Annotated in this window: 13 protein-coding genes and 1 pseudogene; 3 read left to right on the forward strand and 11 right to left on the reverse strand. The window is 61.3% G+C overall.

Going from position 1 to position 20,092, the window contains the following annotated elements:
* Positions 1–2: 2 nt before the first annotated feature.
* A complete protein-coding gene (locus tag ACILSQ_RS12655) occupies positions 3–2,342 on the reverse strand; it encodes a DUF1592 domain-containing protein (RefSeq protein ID WP_395743999.1) in 2,340 nt (779 codons plus the stop codon).
* A 7-nt stretch (positions 2,343–2,349) separates the two neighbouring features.
* Positions 2,350–3,093, reverse strand: coding sequence for a hypothetical protein (locus tag ACILSQ_RS12660; protein WP_395744000.1), 744 nt, complete (start codon positions 3,091–3,093; stop codon positions 2,350–2,352).
* A 95-nt stretch (positions 3,094–3,188) separates the two neighbouring features.
* Here ACILSQ_RS12660 and ACILSQ_RS12665 point away from each other — a divergent pair, with 95 nt between their 5' ends.
* Together ACILSQ_RS12665 and ACILSQ_RS12670 are read left to right on the forward strand one after the other, a co-directional pair.
* On the forward strand, positions 3,189–4,553 hold the full coding sequence (locus tag ACILSQ_RS12665) for a Gfo/Idh/MocA family oxidoreductase (RefSeq protein WP_395744001.1): 1,365 nt from the start codon (positions 3,189–3,191) through the stop codon (positions 4,551–4,553).
* 251 nt (positions 4,554–4,804) lie between these two features.
* Positions 4,805–5,668 carry a right-handed parallel beta-helix repeat-containing protein gene (locus ACILSQ_RS12670; protein WP_395744002.1) on the forward strand — a complete coding sequence of 288 codons (864 nt, stop codon included), beginning with the start codon at positions 4,805–4,807 and terminating at the stop codon, positions 5,666–5,668.
* Between the two features lie 300 nt (positions 5,669–5,968).
* Here ACILSQ_RS12670 and ACILSQ_RS12675 read toward each other — a convergent pair whose 3' ends face one another.
* The 4 genes from ACILSQ_RS12675 to ACILSQ_RS12690 all read right to left on the reverse strand — a co-directional run bounded on the left by ACILSQ_RS12675 (position 5,969) and on the right by ACILSQ_RS12690 (position 11,208).
* Positions 5,969–7,405: an alkaline phosphatase D family protein gene (locus tag ACILSQ_RS12675; RefSeq protein WP_395744003.1), complete on the reverse strand. Its 1,437-nt coding sequence runs from the start codon at positions 7,403–7,405 to the stop codon at positions 5,969–5,971.
* Positions 7,406–8,006: 601 nt separating this feature from the next.
* Complete coding sequence (locus tag ACILSQ_RS12680; protein ID WP_395744004.1) at positions 8,007–8,882, reverse strand: hypothetical protein; 876 nt, start codon at positions 8,880–8,882, stop codon at positions 8,007–8,009.
* A gap of 50 nt (positions 8,883–8,932) precedes the next feature.
* Positions 8,933–10,369: a UTP--glucose-1-phosphate uridylyltransferase gene (locus ACILSQ_RS12685; RefSeq protein ID WP_395744005.1), complete on the reverse strand. Its 1,437-nt coding sequence runs from the start codon at positions 10,367–10,369 to the stop codon at positions 8,933–8,935.
* A gap of 95 nt (positions 10,370–10,464) precedes the next feature.
* Positions 10,465–11,208: a c-type cytochrome gene (locus ACILSQ_RS12690; protein ID WP_395744006.1), complete on the reverse strand. Its 744-nt coding sequence runs from the start codon at positions 11,206–11,208 to the stop codon at positions 10,465–10,467.
* A gap of 165 nt (positions 11,209–11,373) precedes the next feature.
* Here ACILSQ_RS12690 and ilvD point away from each other — a divergent pair.
* A pseudogene (ilvD, locus tag ACILSQ_RS12695) lies at positions 11,374–13,030 on the forward strand (dihydroxy-acid dehydratase).
* Positions 13,031–13,576: 546 nt separating this feature from the next.
* Here the strand turns inward: ilvD and ACILSQ_RS12700 are convergent.
* The 5 genes from ACILSQ_RS12700 to ACILSQ_RS12720 form a co-directional block, all read right to left on the reverse strand.
* The gene (locus tag ACILSQ_RS12700; protein ID WP_395744007.1) at positions 13,577–14,800 is read right to left on the reverse strand and encodes an SGNH/GDSL hydrolase family protein; all 1,224 of its coding nucleotides are present in this window, start codon (positions 14,798–14,800) and stop codon (positions 13,577–13,579) included.
* Between the two features lie 539 nt (positions 14,801–15,339).
* Complete coding sequence (locus ACILSQ_RS12705; protein ID WP_395744008.1) at positions 15,340–15,906, reverse strand: polysaccharide biosynthesis/export family protein; 567 nt, start codon at positions 15,904–15,906, stop codon at positions 15,340–15,342.
* A gap of 42 nt (positions 15,907–15,948) precedes the next feature.
* The gene (locus ACILSQ_RS12710) at positions 15,949–16,515 is read right to left on the reverse strand and encodes a polysaccharide biosynthesis/export family protein (RefSeq protein WP_395744009.1); all 567 of its coding nucleotides are present in this window, start codon (positions 16,513–16,515) and stop codon (positions 15,949–15,951) included.
* Between the two features lie 30 nt (positions 16,516–16,545).
* Complete coding sequence (locus ACILSQ_RS12715) at positions 16,546–18,744, reverse strand: GumC family protein (RefSeq protein ID WP_395744010.1); 2,199 nt, start codon at positions 18,742–18,744, stop codon at positions 16,546–16,548.
* 113 nt (positions 18,745–18,857) lie between these two features.
* On the reverse strand, positions 18,858–20,063 hold the full coding sequence (locus tag ACILSQ_RS12720; RefSeq protein WP_395744011.1) for an outer membrane beta-barrel protein: 1,206 nt from the start codon (positions 20,061–20,063) through the stop codon (positions 18,858–18,860).
* Between the last annotated feature and the right edge of the window lie 29 nt (positions 20,064–20,092).

The raw sequence follows: 20,092 nt of genomic DNA on the forward strand, positions 1-20,092 counted from the left end.
CCTCACTTGCTCAGAAACATCTCGCTCAAGACAGCCGCACGAATCAAGGAGCGCATTCCATGCCCGTTGGGCGTTGTCGTTGAAATCACCTTCTCCAGCGCCTCGTCATTGCTAAATCGCAGCGGCGCACCGGTGGCGTAGGTCAGAAAGTGCGTGGCAAATCCGCGCGCCAGCTGATCCGGATTCTCGGCGTAGAGTCGCTGCCAGGAATGGATGTCCGTGAAAGTCTGCCCCTCAGGCGTCGTGCCCGTGGGATCCACCTTGGCACCTTTGTTATTCTTGCCGTAGCCCGTGCGCCACACACCCACAGGATCAAAGTTCTCCAGCGCAAAGCCCGGCGGATCGATCGTCTGGTGGCAGCTCGCACAGCTCTCGTTGCTGCGGTGCTTGGCCAGCTGATCACGAATCGAAGTCGCCCCGCGAATGTCCGGCTCAATCGCAGGAATCCCCGGCGGCGGCGGCGGAATGCGGTTGCCCAGAATGCGCTCGTTGATGAACAGCCCCCGCACCACCGGCGAGGTGCTCGTGCCATCCGCCGTCACCTTGAGAATCGCCCCCTGCGTCACGAGCCCGCCGCGAATGTCCTTCGCCCCCAGCTTCACCTTCTGCAGCCCCTCACCCGCTTTCACGCTCGCTTCCGTGCGGTAGTGCCGCGCCAGCCTGCCATTGAGAAACGCGAAGTCCGACTCCACCAGATTCGTCACGCTCAGGTCCCGCTTGATCAGCTCCGCGAAATACGTCCGCGTCTCCTGCAGCATCGACTCCTGCACCACCGAATCAAAGGTGGGAAACTGCCGCGTGTCCGGCGTGGTGAAATCAATTTCCTTCAGTTTCAGCCACTGGTCCGTGAAGCTTTCAACGAAGCGCCGCGCCTTCGGATTCGCCAGCATGCGGTCCACCTGCTCTGCCAGCACCTGCGGCTCATGCAGCTTTCCTTCCTTCGCCGCCTCCATCAGCTTGTAGTCCGGCATCGAAGTGTACAGCGCGTAGCTCAGCCGCGAGGCGATGGCGAAATCATCCAGCGCGCCGGGCGCCTCCACAAACGTCAAAAACCGCGGCGAGCACAAGATGGCGCGATACGCGATCCGCAGCGCTTCCGTCGGCGCATCGCCACCCGCCAGCGCCTTGTGCGCGATCTCCCGATACGCCGCCGTCTGCTCCTCCGTCACCGGCCGCCGGAAGGCACGCCGCGCAAAGCGGTTGATCAGCTTGTCCACCGCCGCCGCGTTCAGCTTCTTCACATCCTCATCACCAAACAAATCCTTCTGCACCGTCGCATGATCCGCATTCGGATAGATGCGCTCAATGTCGATCCCCGTGTGCGCGATGCCTTTATAACCTTCCTTCGTCAGATCGCGTCCCTTGAAGGACACATTGCCGCCCTTCGCACCCGTGGGCGGATGTTTCAGCGCGGCATCATTCGGCTTCAGCTCCAGCCGATGGCTCTTTTGAATCCACGCCTCATACACCAGATCACGCGGCGCACTCGTGGCCTCCACCAGACCGATCATGTACAGCATCGGCGCGTTGGATTCACACTCGCCCGAGCGCAGCGTACCCCACACCGTGCCGTCCTCTCCAGGATTGATCGCATGCACCCCGCGCAGGGTCACACGATACCACCCGTCATCCGGCACATAAGTCGGTGTCCGGCCAAAGAACTGCAGCGTCATCGGCCACGAAATGCTTTTGCCATCCCGCAGGTCCGGTCCGCGATAGTTCCCTCGGCGCTCCTTCGCCAGCATCTCCGGCGTGTAATGCCGTTGAAAAGTTTCGTCTCCATTCAGCACACGCTGAAACGCATCCGTCAGCGCGATGTCCGCCGCATCCAGATACCGCGCCAGCAGATGCTGCGAAAGCTGCTGGCCTGCGGCCACCGTGTCAAATCCATACGAGGCCCGGTCTTCCGGCAGCAGCACCTTCAGCGGCATGTCGATCCCCAGCAGATCGTGCAGCGTGTTCTCATACTCCGTCCGCGTCAGCCTTCGGCTGCGCACACGGCCATTGGCCGCGATGTCCACCGCATCCGCCTTCACCAGCGCGGGCTTCAGGCTCGCGAGAAACTTCTCCGCCTCCGCCTTCCCAGGCTGCGGCTTTTTCTTCGGCGGCATCTCTCCGTCCCGCACCCGCTCAAAGACTTTCTGCCACCCCTGAAACGCATCCGCATTCATCAGGTCAAACTTCAGCGCGCTCAGGTCGAGGCCGCCCTTCTTCACGTCCGCGTCATGACACTCAGCGCAGTGCTGGTCGAGAAACGCAGCAGCACCCTGCGGCAGGGCGGCTAACGCCCGCCCACTTAGAATCGTGGAGATGGCGGCAAGGCATAGGAAAGGGCGCTTCATGTATCAGTCATTCTGCTTTCGCCTTGCCCTTGGTCTTCACGACCGGCACCGGCTCCAGCTTCGGCAAAGTATCACGTTTGGCCGCCCAGGACACCTGTTCCTCGGCCTTCACACTCCACAGCGTCACATTGTCCAGCTCCACGCTGCCGTCCTTCGGCCCGGCAATGCCCAGCCCGTTGCCTCCGCTTTCCACCGGCTTCGCGAAGATCGCATGCTTCGCATACAGCACCGGCCCGTCGGCAAACTGCACCACCACCTCCCCGCCCTTCAGTTCGGCCAGCACGTGGTACCATTTGCCGGGTTCAAACTTGAACTCTTTGGCCTCCGCCACTTTCACGGATTCATGATCCGCCAGCATCTCCACCCCGTTTTTCGTCAGGTGCAGCCGGCAGATGTGGTGCCCCAGCTCAATAAAAGGAGCGATGGCCGTCTCGCTGCCGCCGCTGAACCTCACCGAAAACTGCGCGATGCACTGCGCCGGCGTGGCGGGCGAGGAAATGCGCGGTTCATAGCCAAAATGATTTTTGCGCGTCGCCCGGTATTCCGCCGGCGATGGCTTGCCCAGCAGCACACCGTCCGCGATGACCCACTGCGTCCCCTGCCGCGGCTCCCAGTGCGTCTTCTCCAGCGGACCCGCCTTCGAAAAATCATCCTGCAGCACCACCTGATCCGGCTGTGCCAGCATTGGTTTCAGGTCTGCGGCAGCGACGCCGGACAGAGTGAGAGCGAGGACCAAAAAAGCGGTTTTCATAACGAGCGGCGCATAGAACGAGGTCGGGCGCGGCAGCTTGCGGAAAATCAACGAATCGGAGGCAAGGCGGGCCGCCTTTTTTCGTTCCTTCTGCCATGACCAGCCACCCCCGTCGCCACTTTCTCAAGACCGCCGCCCTCAGCGCCCTTGCCGCGCCAAACATCCTCCGCGCCGCTGACTCGAAGCAGAAAATCCGCGTCGCCTGCGTCGGCATCGGCAATATGGGCGGTGGCGCCGTGCAGGCCTCCCGCGATGAGGAGATCGTGGCCTTCTGCGATGTGGACTGGCGCGACCTCGGCGGCCGCAGCGCCGGTGAACTTGCCAAGAAGCACCCCACCGTCCCCAAGTTCACCGACTTCCGCGAGATGCTCGACAAGAAAGGCAGCGAGATCGACGCCGTCCTCATCTCCACCCCGGACCACACCCATTTCGCCGCCGCCATGGCCGCCATGGAGGCCAAGAAACACGTCTTCGTACAGAAGCCCCTCGCCCACAATATCTGGCAGGTGCGCACCCTGCAAAAGGCCGCCAAAAAATACGGCGTGCAAACCGTGATGGGAAATCAAGGCCACTGCTGGGAGGGCATCCGCCTCGTCAAAGAATGGTTCGAAGCCGGTGTCCTCGGCGAGGTCCGCGAAGTCCACTGCTGGACCGACCGCCCCATCAGCAAGGTCGGCTTCCTGCCAAAATTCCCCACCCAAGTCCCCGCAGGCGAACCCGTGCCCAAAGACGTGGACTGGAAGCTCTGGCAGGGCCCCGTGGCCAATGCTGAATACAACTCCCAATACATGCCGCAGTACTGGCGCGGCTGGTGGAACTACGGCTGTGGCGGCCTCGGCGACATCGGCTGCCATTGCCTTGATGCCCCCTTCTGGACCCTTCAGCTCGGCATGCCGGAGAAAGTCGAAGTCGTCGAGCAGCAGCCCGCCGACTTCAAAGGCTACACCGCGCCCAAGTCCCACATCATCTTCCACTTCGCCGCACGCGGTGAAATGCCACCTGTGCAGATCCACTGGTACGAAGGTGGCCTTCTCCCAGAAAAACTCCCCGGCATGGAAAAAGGCCTGCCCGACAACGGCATGATCATGAAAGGCAGCAAGGAGACGCTCTTCTCCGAAGGTATGCGCGTACAAAGCCCGCAGCTCTGGCCGCGCGAGCGGATGACGCCCATCATCGACATCCTCCGCCGCAAGCCCCTGCCGCGCTCCGTCGCCGGCGAACCCATCGGTGAACTCTTCGCCGCCATCCGCGGCACCATCCCGCACGCAGGCTCCCACTTCGACTACGCCTGCCCGCTCACCGAGCTCGTCGCCACCGGCGTCATGGCCATCCGCTCCGGCAAAACCATCGAATGGGACACCGAGAACATGAAAGTCAAAGGCGCGCCCGAATTCGACGCCTGGATCAAAGAACCCGTGCGCGAAGGCTGGAGCTACGGCGAAGACCTCTGGAAGGCCTGAATCGTTGGCGCTTCGCTCGCATGGCCTCCGCCTCGTCAGCACCAAAGGTGCGGCCTATCGCAGCCCAGGGCATGCCGAGCCTAGGCGAGGCCGCCCTGGGTACCTGCAGCAGCATCTGGAAAGCAAACCCAGCCCCCTCTTTGCACGCCGCGAGCGCCAGCAGCGTTTCACCGCCCCAACGCCGCCGCCTGCCCTCTCCTCGCTCCCAAAACCCTTATCGATACACTTAACCAAGTGCCTTCTTTCCCCCCATGCACCGCCTCTTCATCTGTCTCGCCCTCGCCTTCACCGCTCACGCGCAGGAAATCCGCCACACACCCCTCACTCTCAAAGACGGCGGCACCCCCGAAAAGCCCGCCGTCTTCGACGGCAAAGGCATGATCATCGATCTGGGCATCGATGTCACCTCCCACGACTGGGAAAAGCAGGGCGACGTCTGGACCTCCCGCGGCCCCTTCGAAAAACACCCGCCCGTGGAGGACGTGCAGCGCGCCGCCCTCTTCATCGAAGAAGTCCCCATCCGCATCACCCGCGACCGCGCCGCCGAGCAGAAAAGCGGTGAGAAAGGCAAAGTCATCTTCGCCGCTCCTGATTCACTCAAGCCCGGCCAGATGGGCTTCAAAGCCGACGGCTCCATCTACTTCCGCTGGCCTGAGGGCAAGGCCCCCGGCACCGCCAAAATCTTCCTCCCACCCGCCGGCCTCGCCAGTTGTGTAAACATCGCCTGCTCCTATCTCACCGTAAAAAACATCACCGCCCTGCATGCCGCCAATGACGGCTTCAACATCCACGGCAACCGCCTCGGCATCCGTCTCGAAAACGTCAAAGCCTTCTCCAACGGCGACGAAGGCATCAGCGCCCACGAAACCACGCAAATGGACGTCTTCGATTCCGAAATCGCCTGGAACGGCTCCAATGCTGGCGGCGTAGCCGACGTCAACGACTGCACCACCACCTACACAAACTGCGAGGTGCATCACAACCTCGGCGCCGGCTTCTTCCTTGAAGGCAAATCCCACCGCATCACCCACTGCCTCATCCATCACCAGTCACAAGACATCGTGGTTCGCGGAGATGCTCAGGTGGAGCAGTCAGACAACGAATGGCGGAAATGACAATGCCACGCGCCATTGCAAAGCAGTTCTGCTTCGTTGGTCCGAGTCACTCATGATGGCATAGCCATCAAAGCTTGTGGCGAGGAGTTGAGCGAACCGACATCCCTCGAAACTGTTTCCTTGGCCCACGGCATTCATGATGGCGTAGCCATCAAAGCCTGTAGCGAGGGGTTGAGCGAAGCGACACCCCTCGAAACGCGGCACCTCGTGCATAAAAAGGGGCGCATCACGGAGTGATGCCAGCACTCCAGCGACACGTCACCGCAAAAGCTGGCACCGCTCCGCTGCCCCCCTTCCAGCTCACGCCACCCCCCGCTTGAACCTCGCCTCATACCCCACCGCCCCATCCACCCCGCGAAGCTGAAACGCGATCTCACTCTCCTTCCCGCTCGGCGTCAGCTCCACACAAAGAAACCCGCCCTTCACCCGGTGAAACTTGTGATACGTCTTGTCCTCCCCTGGTGAACCACTCGCATGCGAGTTGCTCGCCGGCCCCACGCTGAACTCCTGCACGCCTGCCGTCGGATGCACCGAATGGTACTGCCAGTGCCGGTCACCGCACACCACAAAGAAATTCTCCGGCACATTCGCCTTCAGCCACGCGCGGATCTCATCCCCCTCATGCGCAAAGCCCTCATTGCTGTGGTTGTCATTCTTGTTGCCCCGATCCGGCCCCACCAGCGGCGTCGGACTCACCAGCACCTTCCACGTCGCCGTGCTCTCCTTCACCGTGCGCTTGAACCACTCCTTCTGCTCCGCGCCCCAGATCGTCTTCTCCGGCCCGTCCTTCATCGTGTTCGGAGAGCGATAGTCCCGCCCGTCCGTAAACCACACCTGCAGATCACGCCCCCAGCGAATCGTGCGAAAATCGCCCCCCCCAATCGGCGTCTGCTCGCGAAAGATTTTGATCCCTTCACCAAACGTCAGCTCCCCCGCCTTCATCCCCGGCCACGAGTCATTCGTCAGCGTGTCATGATCATCCTTCAGCCAGTACGTTGAAGTATTGCGCGTCGCCTCCATCAGCCGTGGCAGGCTGAACATCCGCTCCCAGTGCAGCCGCGCCAGCGCAGGCGACACCGCACGCGGCGGATTGCTGTCGTAATAAACCAAGTCCCCCGTCATCACGATGAAGTTCGGATCCAGCGCCGTCATCGAAGGGTAGATCGGATGCCCGTCCGCATGATCCCGATCCTGATACCCCTGGCACGTCATCACACAAAACCGCAGCGCCGTCGGCGCCGCACCATCGGGCGCCGTATGAAACTTCCCTTTGAAACTGCCGCCCTCCGTCTCGCTCACATAATGATACGTGCTGCCCGCCTTCAGCCCGCTGAGCTTGAACTGATGAATCCCATCCTTCTCCGCGCTCACCTCCGTCCACGCCGTCTCCACCGCATCACTCAGATCCTCCTTCAGCCCATAGCGCACCCGCACCTTGCCTGAGGCCGCTGGGCACGCCCCCTCAATCTCACGCACCGCAGGCACCTCCTGCACTTTTTCCTTCACACCCTTGACCTTCTTCTGCTTGTCAAACCTCACCCCCGCATTGTTCCGCACCGCCCCCTGCGTCAGCCGCGTCCACACGATCGCCGTCGTATCCGTCACCTCCCCCACCCGCGTCCCCGTCGCCTGAAACGGCCCGCTCCCAGCCGCCTGCGAAATCCACGGCGCGGCAAACGCCACCGCAGCAGTGTTTTGAATAAAACGACGACGATCAAGAAAAGGTGCCTGGCTCATGGTCCTGCCATGAACGTCATCCTCTCACATTTCTGTCTCCCACCTTTGCCTCTCACCCCACCCTTCTCTCCCTTCCCACCGGCTCACAAATCTCCGCCCGTCATCAGTTCAGCCACCCCGAGTCCCCCCACACCTCCGCACCCTTCTATCCCAAGTACGTAGTTCGGGCTTTAGCCCGCTCCGGAACCCCCGCCCCACCCAAAACTCGAACCCAGCCATCTCAAGTATTGCAGTACCGGCTTTCGCGTCCTCCGTAGCTTTAGCGAAGGAGGAAGCCGGAATCTGGAACCTTTCTTCCCGCAAGCAGCCCCCAAATAAACTCCCTCCACTCACTCCCCGCCCCCGATCCAGCCGCTTCGAGTTCAACTTCTCTCCGACAAACTATCTGCCTCTTCACCCACCGCCCCCTTGCAACGTCCAGCCCCAAAGGGGCGACCTATCGCAGCCCAGGGCAAGCGAGCCTAAGCGAGCGCCGCCCTGGGTTATCTGGACAAAATCGGGAAGCAAACCCAACACTCCGCCACATCTGTCTGGCCCCAGCAGCGTCTGCAAAGAGTCCCGCCACAGGCATGCGCCCCCTCCACACCCACCGCCCCCGCCCTCACAGCCTCAGCTTCTTCACCAGCCCGCTCTCCTTCTCCTCCGCACTCATCGCCTTGTACTCCACCTTGCACTTCGGCAGCGCCCCCTTGATCGCCTCCACATCCGCCTCCGAAATATCCACCGTCTCAATCTTCAGCTTCACCAGTTTCGACAGCGCCTGAAGCTGCGGAATGATCTTCGCGCTCAGCCTCGCCTCCGTCAGTTCCAGCGACTCCAGCGTCTTCATCTGCGCAATCACGCCCATCGTCGATTCATCAAAACTCGCCGGCGAGTCCTTCCCCCACTCCGGCAGCCTTTGCCCGATCCTCAACCCCGTCAGCCGCGTCAGCTTCAGCAGCGCCACGTTCCCCGCCTGCGTCTGCGCCGTGTGCCACGTGCGGAATTCCTTGAGCTGCGTCAGCTGCCCGATCGCCTCCATCGCCGCATCCCCCGTCGTCGATCCCGCAAACGTCAGCCGCTCCAGGTTCGGCAGCTTCTTCAGCTCCACCAAACCGCTCCCCGTAAAATCCTTCGACCGAAACGCCGGGTGAAAAAACGCCAGCGACTTCAGCTTCTGAAACGCCGCAAAATGTTTATATCCCGCATCCGTCAGCTGAATCTCGTTTGTGCTCAGCATCTCCAGCTCCGTCAGTCCCGTCAGCAATCCGATCGTCTCGTCCGTGATCGTCTTCCCGCTGATGCTCAGGTTCTTGATCGTCACAAAACTCCCCAGCGTGCGAAAATCCGCCTCCGTGAACGCATCACACTTCACCACCACCTGCGTCACCACTCCCCCCGCCTCCGTCACCTTCGCCCCCAGCTTCCGCAGCGCAGCCACATCAGCCGCCCACAGACCGCCACAGCACAAACCAAACACAGCGAGAAAGAGTTTCATGCCCCCATCTCAAATCATAAATCAAAAATCGTAAATCATAAATTTCATCCTCACCCCACGCTGATCGGCCCCTCATGCACCCCCGCCCTCAGCTTCACCGGCGCATGCGTGTGGTTGTGAATCACCGCGTCCCCTTTGAAAACAACGCCCGGCCCGCATTCCACCGGCCCGTGCACCAAAAGGCTCCGGCAGCGCAGCAGGCTCGGCGTATGCGGAAAGTTATGCTCCAGCCCATCCACCAGCTTGCACAGCTTCTGGTCCAGATGCAGGTGCGGCGGCTGCCCGTTGCGGCTCGGGTGCAGGCGCAGGCAAAAATCCTCCGTCAGCTCATACGCGTCCGAACGCACCGCCAGCAGATCGCTCGTCGTCTTCACCGGTGCAAACCGCACCCGTGACACCTCGATCGCCCCCGCGCCTTCAAAGCACTCAATCGCCGCACCCATTGCCGTCTCCAGTTGCACCACCGCGGGCGATCCACTGTCGCGCGGATCCACCGTCTTCTTGTTCATGATCGGCGGCAGCGGGATCAGCCCGTCATTCGCCTCCAGCGCCGCCTTCAGCGCCTGGAGGTCAATCCACAGGTTGTTCGTGTTGAAATACCGGTGCTGGTCGATGTTTTGAAAATGCCCCTCATCCTCCTTCGGGCACTGCGCCGACTCCCGCAGCAGAAAGCGCCCGTCGCTCAGCCGCACCGCCAGGTGACCGCCTTTTTTGTCCGACTCCGTCCGCCGCGTCACCTCCATCACAAACGGCATGCCGCTGTCCGCAAACCACGCCAAAATTGCCGGGTCCAGCGTCGCCCCGAGGTTGTCCGAGTTCGACACAAACGCATATCGCACCCCACTGCCCAGCAGCCGCTCCAGCCAGCCAGAGCCCGCGAGGCATGCATAGATGTCCCCATGGCCCGGCGGGCACCATTCCGCATCCGGGCTCGCCGCCCACGTCGCCGGCTCCAGCGTGCTCGCCAGCACCTTTGGCACCTTGTTCTGCATCAGCTCCCACGTCTCAGTCCCGCCCAGTTGCGGAAACCGTTTCGCCAGATGCGCCGCCGTGTCCGCTGACGTACTAAAACTGTTCATCAGCATGAACATCGGCACCTCGCCTCCCGTCTGCGAGCGCAGCAGCAAAATCTGCTTGGCAATCAAATCCAAAAACGTGTCCTCACCCCGCACCGGCAGCAGCGACTTCGCCTTCTCCAAGCCCATCCCCGTGCCCAGCCCACCGTTCAGCTTCAGGATCACCGTCTGCTTCAGCAACTCCGCCGCACGCTCCGCCGCCGGAGCCTTCAGATCATCCGCCCGCGGCAGATCCTTCGCCGGAGAAATCGTCGCCTCGGGAATCATTCCTGTCTCCCCCGCCAGCAGCGCCGCATAGCTGCCGCGAAACGCCCGGATCGCAGATTCACTCAGCCCTTCAGCCTGCATTTTCTGCCGAAAAGGCGCGAAGGAAGTCTCGATGTTTTCAGGAGTGCGGGAAGATTGGCTCATGCTGCTCCAACGCTAAAGTTAACCATCAGCCGAGGCAAACAATCATTCATAAGACAAGCCGCAGCGCCCCTGCTTGCGCCTTCTCCCGACCCTCTTTACAGCACGGGGCCTGATGGCAGCCTGATGCTCAACACATAGGCAATGATGTCCCAGCGCTGCGCGGCGCTCAGCGTCGCTTCAAAACTCACCATCGGCGTGCCGTTTAAACCTGTGGCCAGCACGCGATAAAGATCCTCGGGACCGTCACCGCATCTCAAATGCGGCTGTCGCAGGTCTGCCGGCGCCGCTGGCAGTCCCCAGATGTCCTTCAAAGTCACCGCCGCAGCCCCTTTTCCATCCGCCTTCTCTCCGTGACACGCTGCACAGTTCGCCGTGAAAAGCTTCTTCCCCGCTTCCGCATGCGTCTTCACGGCCCCCGCTTCCTTGAACCACTCCGGCGGCGGCGGAAACTTCATCGCAGGCGCGTAATTCTCCGGCTTCCGCCACCTTCTCGAAAACGACTTCACATACACCATCACCGCCTCCACCTCCTCCGCCTGCAGGTGGCTGAACATCCCCATCGCCGTCCCGCTCAGCCCATGCGTGATCGTCCGCCGCAGATCCGCATCCGTCGGCAGCATGCCATACGGCGTTGAGCGAAATTTAAACATCCCCTCCCGAAACGACCTCGGTTTCGGTTTCAGCGTCGCGCTCAGCTCCCCGTTCCCATCCCCGCGCGCCCCATGGCACACGATGCAGTTCCTCTCATACACATACTTCCCCTGCATGTACAAATTGAAGTCCAGCGCCTGCGGGGCCGTCTGGTCGGCCGCTGCCAGAGCTGAGGCCAGCGTCAGCAAAATAAAGATGCATCGGAAATACAAGTTCACACCTCTCCATATCGTCCCGGCGGGGCCGGAAGCCACACGCTTATTGCCAAACCCTGCGCCTCTCCTGCTTCAAAGGCAGCTTGCGTGCCCGGTCATGTCTGCCATTTTGCAGGCTCTTTTTAATCCTACCCAGCCATGCCCAAGAAAGCCACTGCCGCCGCCAAATCCGACCTCCACCGCAAGCACAGCGCCATCGTGGTTGATGGAGTGGACCGCGCCGCCTCCCGCGCCATGCTGCACGCCGTCGGCTTCAAGCGCGCCGACTTCCAGAAGTCCCAGATCGGCATCGCCTCCCTCTGGAGCATGGTCACCCCGTGCAACATGCACATCGACCGCCTCGCCCTCGAGTCCGCCAAAGGCGTGGACGCCGCCGGTGGCAAGAGCATCATCTTCAACACCATCACCATCTCAGACGGCATCTCCATGGGCACCGAAGGGATGAAATACTCCCTCGTCTCCCGCGAAGTCATCGCCGACTCCATCGAGACCGTCGTCGGCTGCGAAGGCATGGACGGCTTCGTCGCCATCGGCGGCTGCGATAAAAACATGCCCGGCTGCCTCATGGCCATGGCCCGCCTCAATCGCCCCAGCGTCTTCGTCTATGGCGGCACCATCCTCCCCGGCTGCGTCGGCCCCGAGAAAAAGGACGCCGACATCGTCACCGTCTTCGAAGCCGTCGGCAAGCACGCCAACTGCCTCATCAATGACAAGGAGCTCATCGACATCGAAGAGCACGCCATCCCCGGCGAAGGCTCCTGCGGCGGCATGTACACCGCCAACACCATGGCCTCCGCCATCGAGGCCCTCGGCATGAGCCTCCCCAATTCCGGCGCCCAGTCCGCCGTCGGCACCGACAAGCTCATCGACTGCTTCGACGCCGGCGCCGCCGTCATGAACATGATCAAAAAGGGCATCACCCCTCGCGACATCATGACCAAGGAAGCCTTCGAAAACGCCATCACCCTCATCATCACCCTCGGCGGCTCCACCAATGCCGTCCTCCACCTCATCGCCATGGCCCACAGCGCCGGCGTGAAGCTCGGCATCGAAGACTTCGTCCGCATCGGCAAAAAGACCCCCGTCCTCGCCGACCTCAAGCCCAGCGGCAAATACTTCATGAACGACCTCGTCAAGATCGGCGGCACCGTCCCCCTCATGCGCATGCTCGTCGCCGAAGGCCTCATGCACGGCGACTGCCTCACCGTCACCGGCAAGACCATGAAGGAGAACATGAAGAACTCCAAGATCGTCTGGCCCAAAGACCAGAAGATCGTCAGCCCCCTCAGCAATCCGCTCAAGAAGGACAGCCACCTCGTCATCTTCAAAGGCAACCTCTGCCCCGGCGGTGCCGTCGGCAAAATCTCCGGCAAGGCTCAATGACAAGGTCAAAAAAGGCCACGTCATCGTCGTCCGCATGGAAGGCCCCAAAGGCGGCCCCGGCATGCGCGAGATGCTCTCCCCCACCTCCGCCATCATGGGCAAAGGCCTCGGCAAAGACGTCGCCTTCATCACAGACGGTCGCTTCAGCGGCGGCAGCCACGGCTTCGTCGTCGGCCATGTCACCCCGGAGGCCTTCGTCGGCGGCCCCATCGCCGTCATCAAAAACGGCGACCCCATCACCATCGACGCTGAAAAGCGCGCCATCACCCTCGGCATCCCCGCCAAGGAACTGAAGACCCGCCTCTCCAAGTGGAAGCAGCCCAAGCCCCGCTACACCCGCGGCGTCCTCGCCAAATACGCCAAACTCACCACCAGCGCCAGCGAAGGCGCCGTGACCGATCTGGGGCTGTAAGCAAAGCAAACACCGAATAAATCCACAAGACCGCAGAGAGCCTGATCCAACAGGTCTTCTCTGCGGTTTTTTTATCTCTCGTGGTGTAGATAAGTTCGATCACCCCAGGGCAGCCAAAACGGGTCTCCCTCTCCCCGCCCCTGAGATACGACAGCAACCATAACTTTCTTCGGGGAACCGCAGCGAAGCGGGTCGAAGACCGCCGGAAGGCAAATAGACTGCCGCAGGCAGCCCGAAGGGCGAACGCAGTGAGTCAAAGGGTTGGGGTGAGGGGATAATGCCCCCTCGTCAGGGATCCCAAGCCCTACGATGCGCATTCGTTGGCCCCTCCACTCATAAAAAGCCCGTCGCGAAGTGAGCATGCGAACGCTCGCATATCCACGCGCGTATGAGGCACACTGATGGCGTAGCCATCGCAGCCTGTAGCGAGGGGTTGAGCGAAGCGACACCCCTCGTAAGCCACGCCCACGCACGCCCCCAAGGTCGCATCGCGTAGCGATGCCAGCACAAGCGTCCCTTCACTCTCCGTTGGTCCGGCTGCCCCCCTCACTCCACCCGCCTCACCTCAAACCTCACCTTCACCGGCGCCGCATACTTCCTCTGCAGCGCCTCCAGTCCTTCCAGCATCTTCTTCGTCTCCGCACCCAACTCCTCCACTCCCGGCTGCTCCTTCAAAAACATCTCCTGGTAAGTCTCCGATCCCACGATCTCCATCCGCGCATCCGTCACCATCTTCAGCGCCGCCGCCTGCGCATCCCACGGCCCGCCCGGCTCCCACCCATTCGCCGTCATTGAGGAGATGTTCATCCCCGCCGCCAGTTGCCCCGCGGTAAACTTCCCCAGCAGCCTCCCACCCGCCCGCAGCTCATACTTGCCCGCAGCCAGACCCTTCACCGCCAGCATGTAGCCGTTCAGCTCGGCCGGAATCGGCACAAACAAAAAATTCAGCGCACCCAGCGCCCCAAAGTTGATCGGCAGCCCCTCATCCAGCCGGTCAAACGCCACACCATCTTTGTCCACCTTCACACCTGACACCACGCACCCGCTCACGGCCTCCACCTTGCCCTCCTTCGCATCCACCACCGCCGAAGAAACCTCCGCAGGCGCACCCAGCCCCTTCAAAATCGCCACCGCCATCGCCAACTGACCGAGGTCATTGAGGTGCACCCCATCCTCCACATGCAGCGTCGTCGGCTTCGCACCTTCCTTCTGCTTCCCGTTCACCTCCAAAACCCGTCGCTGCACCTTCCGCATCCACCGCTGCACATCGATCGTCTCCGCCCCCAGCCCCTTCGCCACCTCCAGCCCCTCGTCACACATCTGCTGAAGGAAACCCTTCTCCGCCCGGTCCGGCTCCTCACTCGTGATCGCCGCAGAGCAGATGAAAACCCGCACCCCATGCTCCTTGCAGCGCCCGATCAGCTTTCGCAGAGACTCCAGATACGCCGCCTTGTGCTCCGCATCCGCCTTCATCCCCCAGCCGATGTCATTCACCCCAAACGCCACCGTCAGCACCGTGGCCTTGCGATCAAACACCTCCCGCTGCAGCCTCTCCAGCGCCCCCGTCATCGTGTCCCCACCTCTTCCCGCATTGAAGAACTTCACCGTCCTCTGTGGAAACCGCAGCAGCGTGTAGTTCTCAATGATCCGGTCATACCGCCTCGCCGCCGTGATGCTGTCCCCCAGAAACACCACCGTATCACCATCCTTCAGCGCAAACTCCGCCAATGCCGAAGCAGCCGCCCAAACGAAGCACAAAGCAAACAGCATGATCTTCATCCAGCCTAAAACGCGCAACGCCCCTTCGTCATTCAGTTAATGCATTTCGATTCAAGCGACCAATCACCATCTGTTGAAAACCGGTCTATGACCACCCACAAACACTTCGCCTGATACCACGCCTGTCGGCGTTGTTCTCGGACGCAAACTTCAAACACCCAGCGCATGCTGGACCGTAGGACTGTTGTGGCGACAGCCCGCCCGTCTGCGAGCGTGCCGCAAGCACTGTGACGTACGAGCGTCCTCACAGTGGGTCGGTTTGGCAGAGTGGGCTGAGCACCTTGAAATGCCCTCGACGCCAAACACAGCCGACCTGCATACGGAGCATACGAACAGACGCGTTTTAACCGCTCATGGCATGAGTTCACCATCCCTAAATCCGCGACCATTCCCATTCGAGATCGCTCCCCATCCCGGCTCCCATCCGTTCAGTGAAGCTCGTGGTCAAAAAACTCTGCCTCTCTGCGGCCAAACCGAACGTCCCTACCCCCCCTCCAGATTCCTCATTCCTCATTCCTCATTCCCATCCCTCACTCCTTCACAATGATCTGATCTTCCGGCTCCAGCCTGATGTCGCGGGACGGTTCAGTACTCACATTTCCGAGATTGACCGCGATGCTTTTGCCATTCCGAATCACCGTTGTTTGGCTGGGTTTCGCGAAATCAGAAAAGCCTCCAGCCACACTGATGGCCTTCAGTAGAGTCATTCCCGCATTGTAAGCCACCGGCCCGTTCTTTTTGCAGCCGCTCACCACGTAGATCAAACGCGCCGGCACTTCCCCACCGTCAATCGTCACAGTCACGGTCGGACTTTTGTACAGCTCCTGCTGCACATAGGCCTTCTCCACCACACGCTGCAGCTCCGAAGGCTTGAATCCCACAGCCTTCACCTCTCCCACATGCACCAGATTGATCGTGCCCCCGTCGCCAATGGTGTACACCTTGCTGATCTGCGCCGCATCATCAGCCGGAATCCCGCCAATCGAAAGCGCGATCCGATCCCCCGCCTTCAGCGCCATCTCCGTGTTCTGCCCCTTCACCATTCCGGTCAGGCACATCACCACAGCAAGCACTGGAAGCAAAAAACCGGTGTTCATGACCTCAGGAATTCCTCATTCCTCATTCTGGTTTCGTCATTCCTATTCCGGCACAATGATCTGGTCTTCCGGCTGCAGCTTGATGTCCCGCGAGGGATCCGCGCTGATGTCCTTCAGATTGATCTCCGTCGTCGTGCCGTTGCGGATCAGCTTGGTCTTGCTCGGTTTCGCAAAGGGCGAAAAGCCCCCCGCCGAGCCGATCGCCTTGAGCACCGTCATTCCCGTGTTGTACGGAATCGGCCCGTTCTTCGCGCAGCCGCTGATCACATAAACCATGCGCGCGGTCATCGCGCTGTCGTCCGTGGAAACGGTCACCGTGGGACGCGTGTAGATCTCCCGCGCCACATACGTCTGCTCGATCGTGCGCTGCAGCGTGGAAGGCTTCAGTCCGGCCGCGCGCACTTCGCCGATGTGCAGCAGGTTCACCGTCCCGTTGTCACTGATCGTGTACACCTTGCTGATCTGCGGCACTTCATTGTCCGGGATGCCCCCGATGGAAATCGTCACCCGGTCGTTCGCCTTGAGCGCGAGCTCGCCGTTCTGCGCGCTGGCAGTGGCCACGGCGCAGAGGCATGCGGCGATGCAGGAGAGAAGGATGCGTGTGTTCATGGGTGGGGTGCTTCGTTGAATGTTAAAAAATTAAAAGACATCGTCGCCATCCAGCCGCGAGCCAGCATGGGCGCCGCCCAGCGCGGGCGCCGTCGTCTCCGCCTTGATCTTGCGGCGGCGCGACTTGCCGCCCTGGCCCCCGTTGGGCGAGTTCGTTGGCGAGTAGTAGGTGTAGTAGCTCGTGTAGTACTGGTACTGGGCGTCGCTCCGCAGGTCCACGTTGTTCAGCACCACTCCCACCACCTTCCCTCCCACGTTCTCCACGCTCTGCTTCACGCGCATCAGCATCTGCCGCGGCAGCTTGCGGTGCTGCACCACGATCATCGTCATGTCCGCCAGGTTCGACAGCACCGAGGCGTCGCTCACACCGAGGATCGGCGGCGAGTCGATCAGCACCAGGTCAAAGCGGCTCTTCACATCCGCGATCAAGTCCACCATCCGCTGGGAGTTCAGCAGCCCCGCGCTGTCCGCCGGCAGCAGTCCGCTCGGCAGGAAAAACAGGTTTTCCACCGGTGTGCGCAGCACCACATCCTCCAGCCGGATGTCCGTGGTCAGGTAGTTCGTCAGCCCGGTGGCATGGCTCACATCGAAATGCGTGTGCAGGCTCGGCCGCCGCAGGTCCGCATCAATCAAGAGCACATTGTACCCGCCCTGCGCGCACACATACGCCAGGTTCACCATCGTCGTCGATTTCCCCTCCCCCGCACCGCCGCTCACCACGCTGAGGCAGTTCGCGTCCGGCGTCTTCCGGTTGAATTCAATGTTCGTGCGCAGAATGCGGTACGCCTCCGCATCCGGATTAAACCCGCTGCTCCGGTGCAGCACGCCCACATTCTTCGGCACCACGGAAAGCACCGGCACGCCCAGGTAGCGCTCCACGTCATCCAGGTTCTTCACCGTCGTGTCCATGTATTCCAGGAAGAAGGCCAGCCCCAGGCCAAACATCAGCCCCAGCACCCCGCCCAGCGCCAGATGCAGCGCCACGTTTGGCTTGGCAGGCTTCCCTTCCGGCTCTGCTGCGGAGTAGATCGTGGCCGCCGTTTTTTCCAGCTCCTTGCCCACCTTTTCCTCCAGGTTTCTCGAGCGCAGGTTCACAATGATGTTGTCGAGCTGCGTGACCTCGTCCTTGGCGGTCTTGTACTCGTTGTAGAGCGCCTGCATCCCCAGGATCTCCTTCTTCGCATCATCATTGTAGGCCTGCAGCGAATCACGTTTCTTCTTCGCCCCGTCCAGACGGTTTTGCAGGCCGCTGACATGCGCTTTCGCGGCGGCCAGAATCAGCTTCTTGTATTCCTCGATCTGGCTGTCCACGCTCAGCACCTGCGGATGCATGCGGCCCCGGCCTTCATTCGTCAGCCCCTCCCGCGCCACCTTCAGCTCCTGCAGCTTGCCCGTCATCATCGCGATGTTCTGGTTCTCCAGCTTCAGGCCGGACGCCTGCTCGATCAGTTCGTCCGGGCTGAGTTTCGCCACCTGGTCGATCTCAGACTGCAGCGTCAGGATGTCCTGGTCCGCCGCCATCAGCAGTTGCTCCCGCGACATCTGAATCGTCTCCTCTGTCGTGCGCAGGTCGCTGCCGGGACTCAGCGAGTTCCCGCCTCCCATGAACCATTCCCCCACGATGCCGGCCTTCCGCTTCGCCTCCTGCGCGCGCAGTTGGGCCTGGCTCCTCAGCGCTTCCTGGTCGGAAATCTTCTCCTCCAGCACCGCCAGCGCCTTCTGCTTCTTGCTGCTCTCGATGTTCGTGCGCTGCGTCATGTAGCTCTGCGCCACCTCGTTTGCAATCGTCGCCGCCAGTTGCGCATCCTGGTCGTAGTAGTCGATCGTCACAAAGTCCGACCGCAGCATCGACTGCGTCTCCAGGTTCCCGCGCAGCTTTCCCAGCGCCGCCTGGCGGCTTGGCAGCTCCCACCTCTTCGCCAGCTCCAGCTTGTCGATCACCGGATACAGCGTCGTGGGCTTCGTGATCGTTTCAAACTGCGTCTTGATGTACTCCTGCGTGAAGGCCAGTCCGTCGCTGCGGTTGCGGGCAAACACATCAATGTCCTGCGTGATGCGCTCAATCGTCATCTCCACATGCCCGCGATACTTCCGCGGCATGATGTACGTCAGCACCGCCGCCGCCGCAAAGATCAGGATGAAGCACAGCGAGATGAGGCCAAACCGGTTCTTAACCACCTGCCAGGTGTCCATCGCGTGCTTCTGCAGTTCGGTGCCGGGCTCGTTCATGACTGCTCAGGTTGAAAGTTCAGAAAGGTTAAGAAAGGGGTCTTGAAATGCCGCCAGCGGGAGACTCGTGTCCGAATCCGCCCGCCGGCGCATTGCTGTTTTGGCTGTTGGGACTAAAAGGTTGCCGTCGCGCCGATGGAGACTCGGTTGCGGTTGAATTCGAGGGAGGGATTGTTGGAAAGCTGCGTGGAGAAGGAGTAGTTCGCGTTCAGATTCACGTTGTCCATCAGCTGGTAGCCGATGCCGGCGTTGAGAAACACCGCGTCCTGCCTCTGGTCCGAGAGCGGTCCGCCTGAAAGCACCGAGTGCGCATAGCTCGCCCCGCCCGTCACGCTGAACCGTTTGGTCACCTGATGGTCCACCTGGATCCCCGTGTTCACCCCGTAGCTGCTCGTGTATCCGTTGAACACCGCTCCATTGAAGCCCAGCATCGAAAACCACCGCAGTTGCGTCTGCCGGGCCACCGCATAGTTGATCGCGGCTTCCGCATACGGCCGCGTTTTGCTCACCGCGGCGTTCTGGTAGAACTCCGCCCCCGCTCGCGCCGAGCCCGAAAGGTTCTCGCTCCACGCGTGATCGACCCCGCCCAGCGCGTAATGCGAATGGTAGTTCTGGAACGGGCTCTTCGTGTAGTCCGTCATGCGGTAGCGGTATTCCGCGGTCAGGCTGGTCTGTTTCGAAATCTTGTACGCGATCTGCTGCGCAAACAGGTGCGAGTAGCGGTCCTGTGAAGTCGCCACCGCCGCGTTCTGGTAGTCGATGCCGTCAATCGTGTACGACGTCGTGGTGGAGAAGCGCGGAGACCACGCGTAGCTCACGTTGAAATTGTTGTATCCGTAGAGAAACTGCCCGTTCCACAGCGCGCTCGTGGCGCCGTACCCAAACGCCGTGTTCGGATTGGTCCCGTACGTCAGGTAGAAGTTGTTGCTCATCTTCAGACGTTCGGAAAACCGGTGCTCGATGTTGAAGATGGCCCGGCCGTTGTAGAACGTGTTCCCATACGACGGCACGCCTTTCACATATTCCAGCACGCTCCCGTCAAGGCTGAAGCTGTACGGCGTCGTCTGGTCCGCATGCGTGTAGGACGTGCCCGCGCCGAGCTGCGCATACCAGGACTCAATATTCCCATACTGCGATGACGGCGCCTTGTACTTCAGCATGTCATACCCCGTGTTCCCGCTGAGGGAGAAGCTCAAAGGCTGCTCATTTCTAAAATCCGCCGAGTAGTTCTGGATCGCCACCAGCCCCTGCGCGCGCAGCGCGGCCGGGCTGAGCACAGCGGCCGCGGCCAGAATAAGCATTGCCAGTTTTGAGCGCATGATGGATGGAAAAAGCAGAGGCAGTTTCG

The sequence above is a fragment of the Prosthecobacter sp. genome, from assembly GCF_044227185.1.
GTDB lineage: Bacteria > Verrucomicrobiota > Verrucomicrobiia > Verrucomicrobiales > Verrucomicrobiaceae > Prosthecobacter.

What these genes read in the sequence shown, in the direction of transcription:
- ACILSQ_RS12715 (WP_395744010.1), bottom strand. Translation starts at nt 18,744, where the DNA reads ATGAACGAGCCCGGCACCGAACTGCAGAAGCACGCGATGGACACCTGG.
- ACILSQ_RS12655 (WP_395743999.1), bottom strand. Translation starts at nt 2,342, where the DNA reads ATGAAGCGCCCTTTCCTATGCCTTGCCGCCATCTCCACGATTCTAAGT.
- ACILSQ_RS12685 (WP_395744005.1), bottom strand. Translation starts at nt 10,369, where the DNA reads ATGAGCCAATCTTCCCGCACTCCTGAAAACATCGAGACTTCCTTCGCG.
- ACILSQ_RS12675 (WP_395744003.1), bottom strand. Translation starts at nt 7,405, where the DNA reads ATGAGCCAGGCACCTTTTCTTGATCGTCGTCGTTTTATTCAAAACACT.
- ACILSQ_RS12680 (WP_395744004.1), bottom strand. Translation starts at nt 8,882, where the DNA reads ATGAAACTCTTTCTCGCTGTGTTTGGTTTGTGCTGTGGCGGTCTGTGG.
- ACILSQ_RS12720 (WP_395744011.1), bottom strand. Translation starts at nt 20,063, where the DNA reads ATGCGCTCAAAACTGGCAATGCTTATTCTGGCCGCGGCCGCTGTGCTC.
- ACILSQ_RS12670 (WP_395744002.1), top strand. Translation starts at nt 4,805, where the DNA reads ATGCACCGCCTCTTCATCTGTCTCGCCCTCGCCTTCACCGCTCACGCG.
- ACILSQ_RS12665 (WP_395744001.1), top strand. Translation starts at nt 3,189, where the DNA reads ATGACCAGCCACCCCCGTCGCCACTTTCTCAAGACCGCCGCCCTCAGC.
- ACILSQ_RS12710 (WP_395744009.1), bottom strand. Translation starts at nt 16,515, where the DNA reads ATGAACACACGCATCCTTCTCTCCTGCATCGCCGCATGCCTCTGCGCC.
- ACILSQ_RS12700 (WP_395744007.1), bottom strand. Translation starts at nt 14,800, where the DNA reads ATGCTGTTTGCTTTGTGCTTCGTTTGGGCGGCTGCTTCGGCATTGGCG.
- ACILSQ_RS12660 (WP_395744000.1), bottom strand. Translation starts at nt 3,093, where the DNA reads ATGAAAACCGCTTTTTTGGTCCTCGCTCTCACTCTGTCCGGCGTCGCT.
- ACILSQ_RS12705 (WP_395744008.1), bottom strand. Translation starts at nt 15,906, where the DNA reads ATGAACACCGGTTTTTTGCTTCCAGTGCTTGCTGTGGTGATGTGCCTG.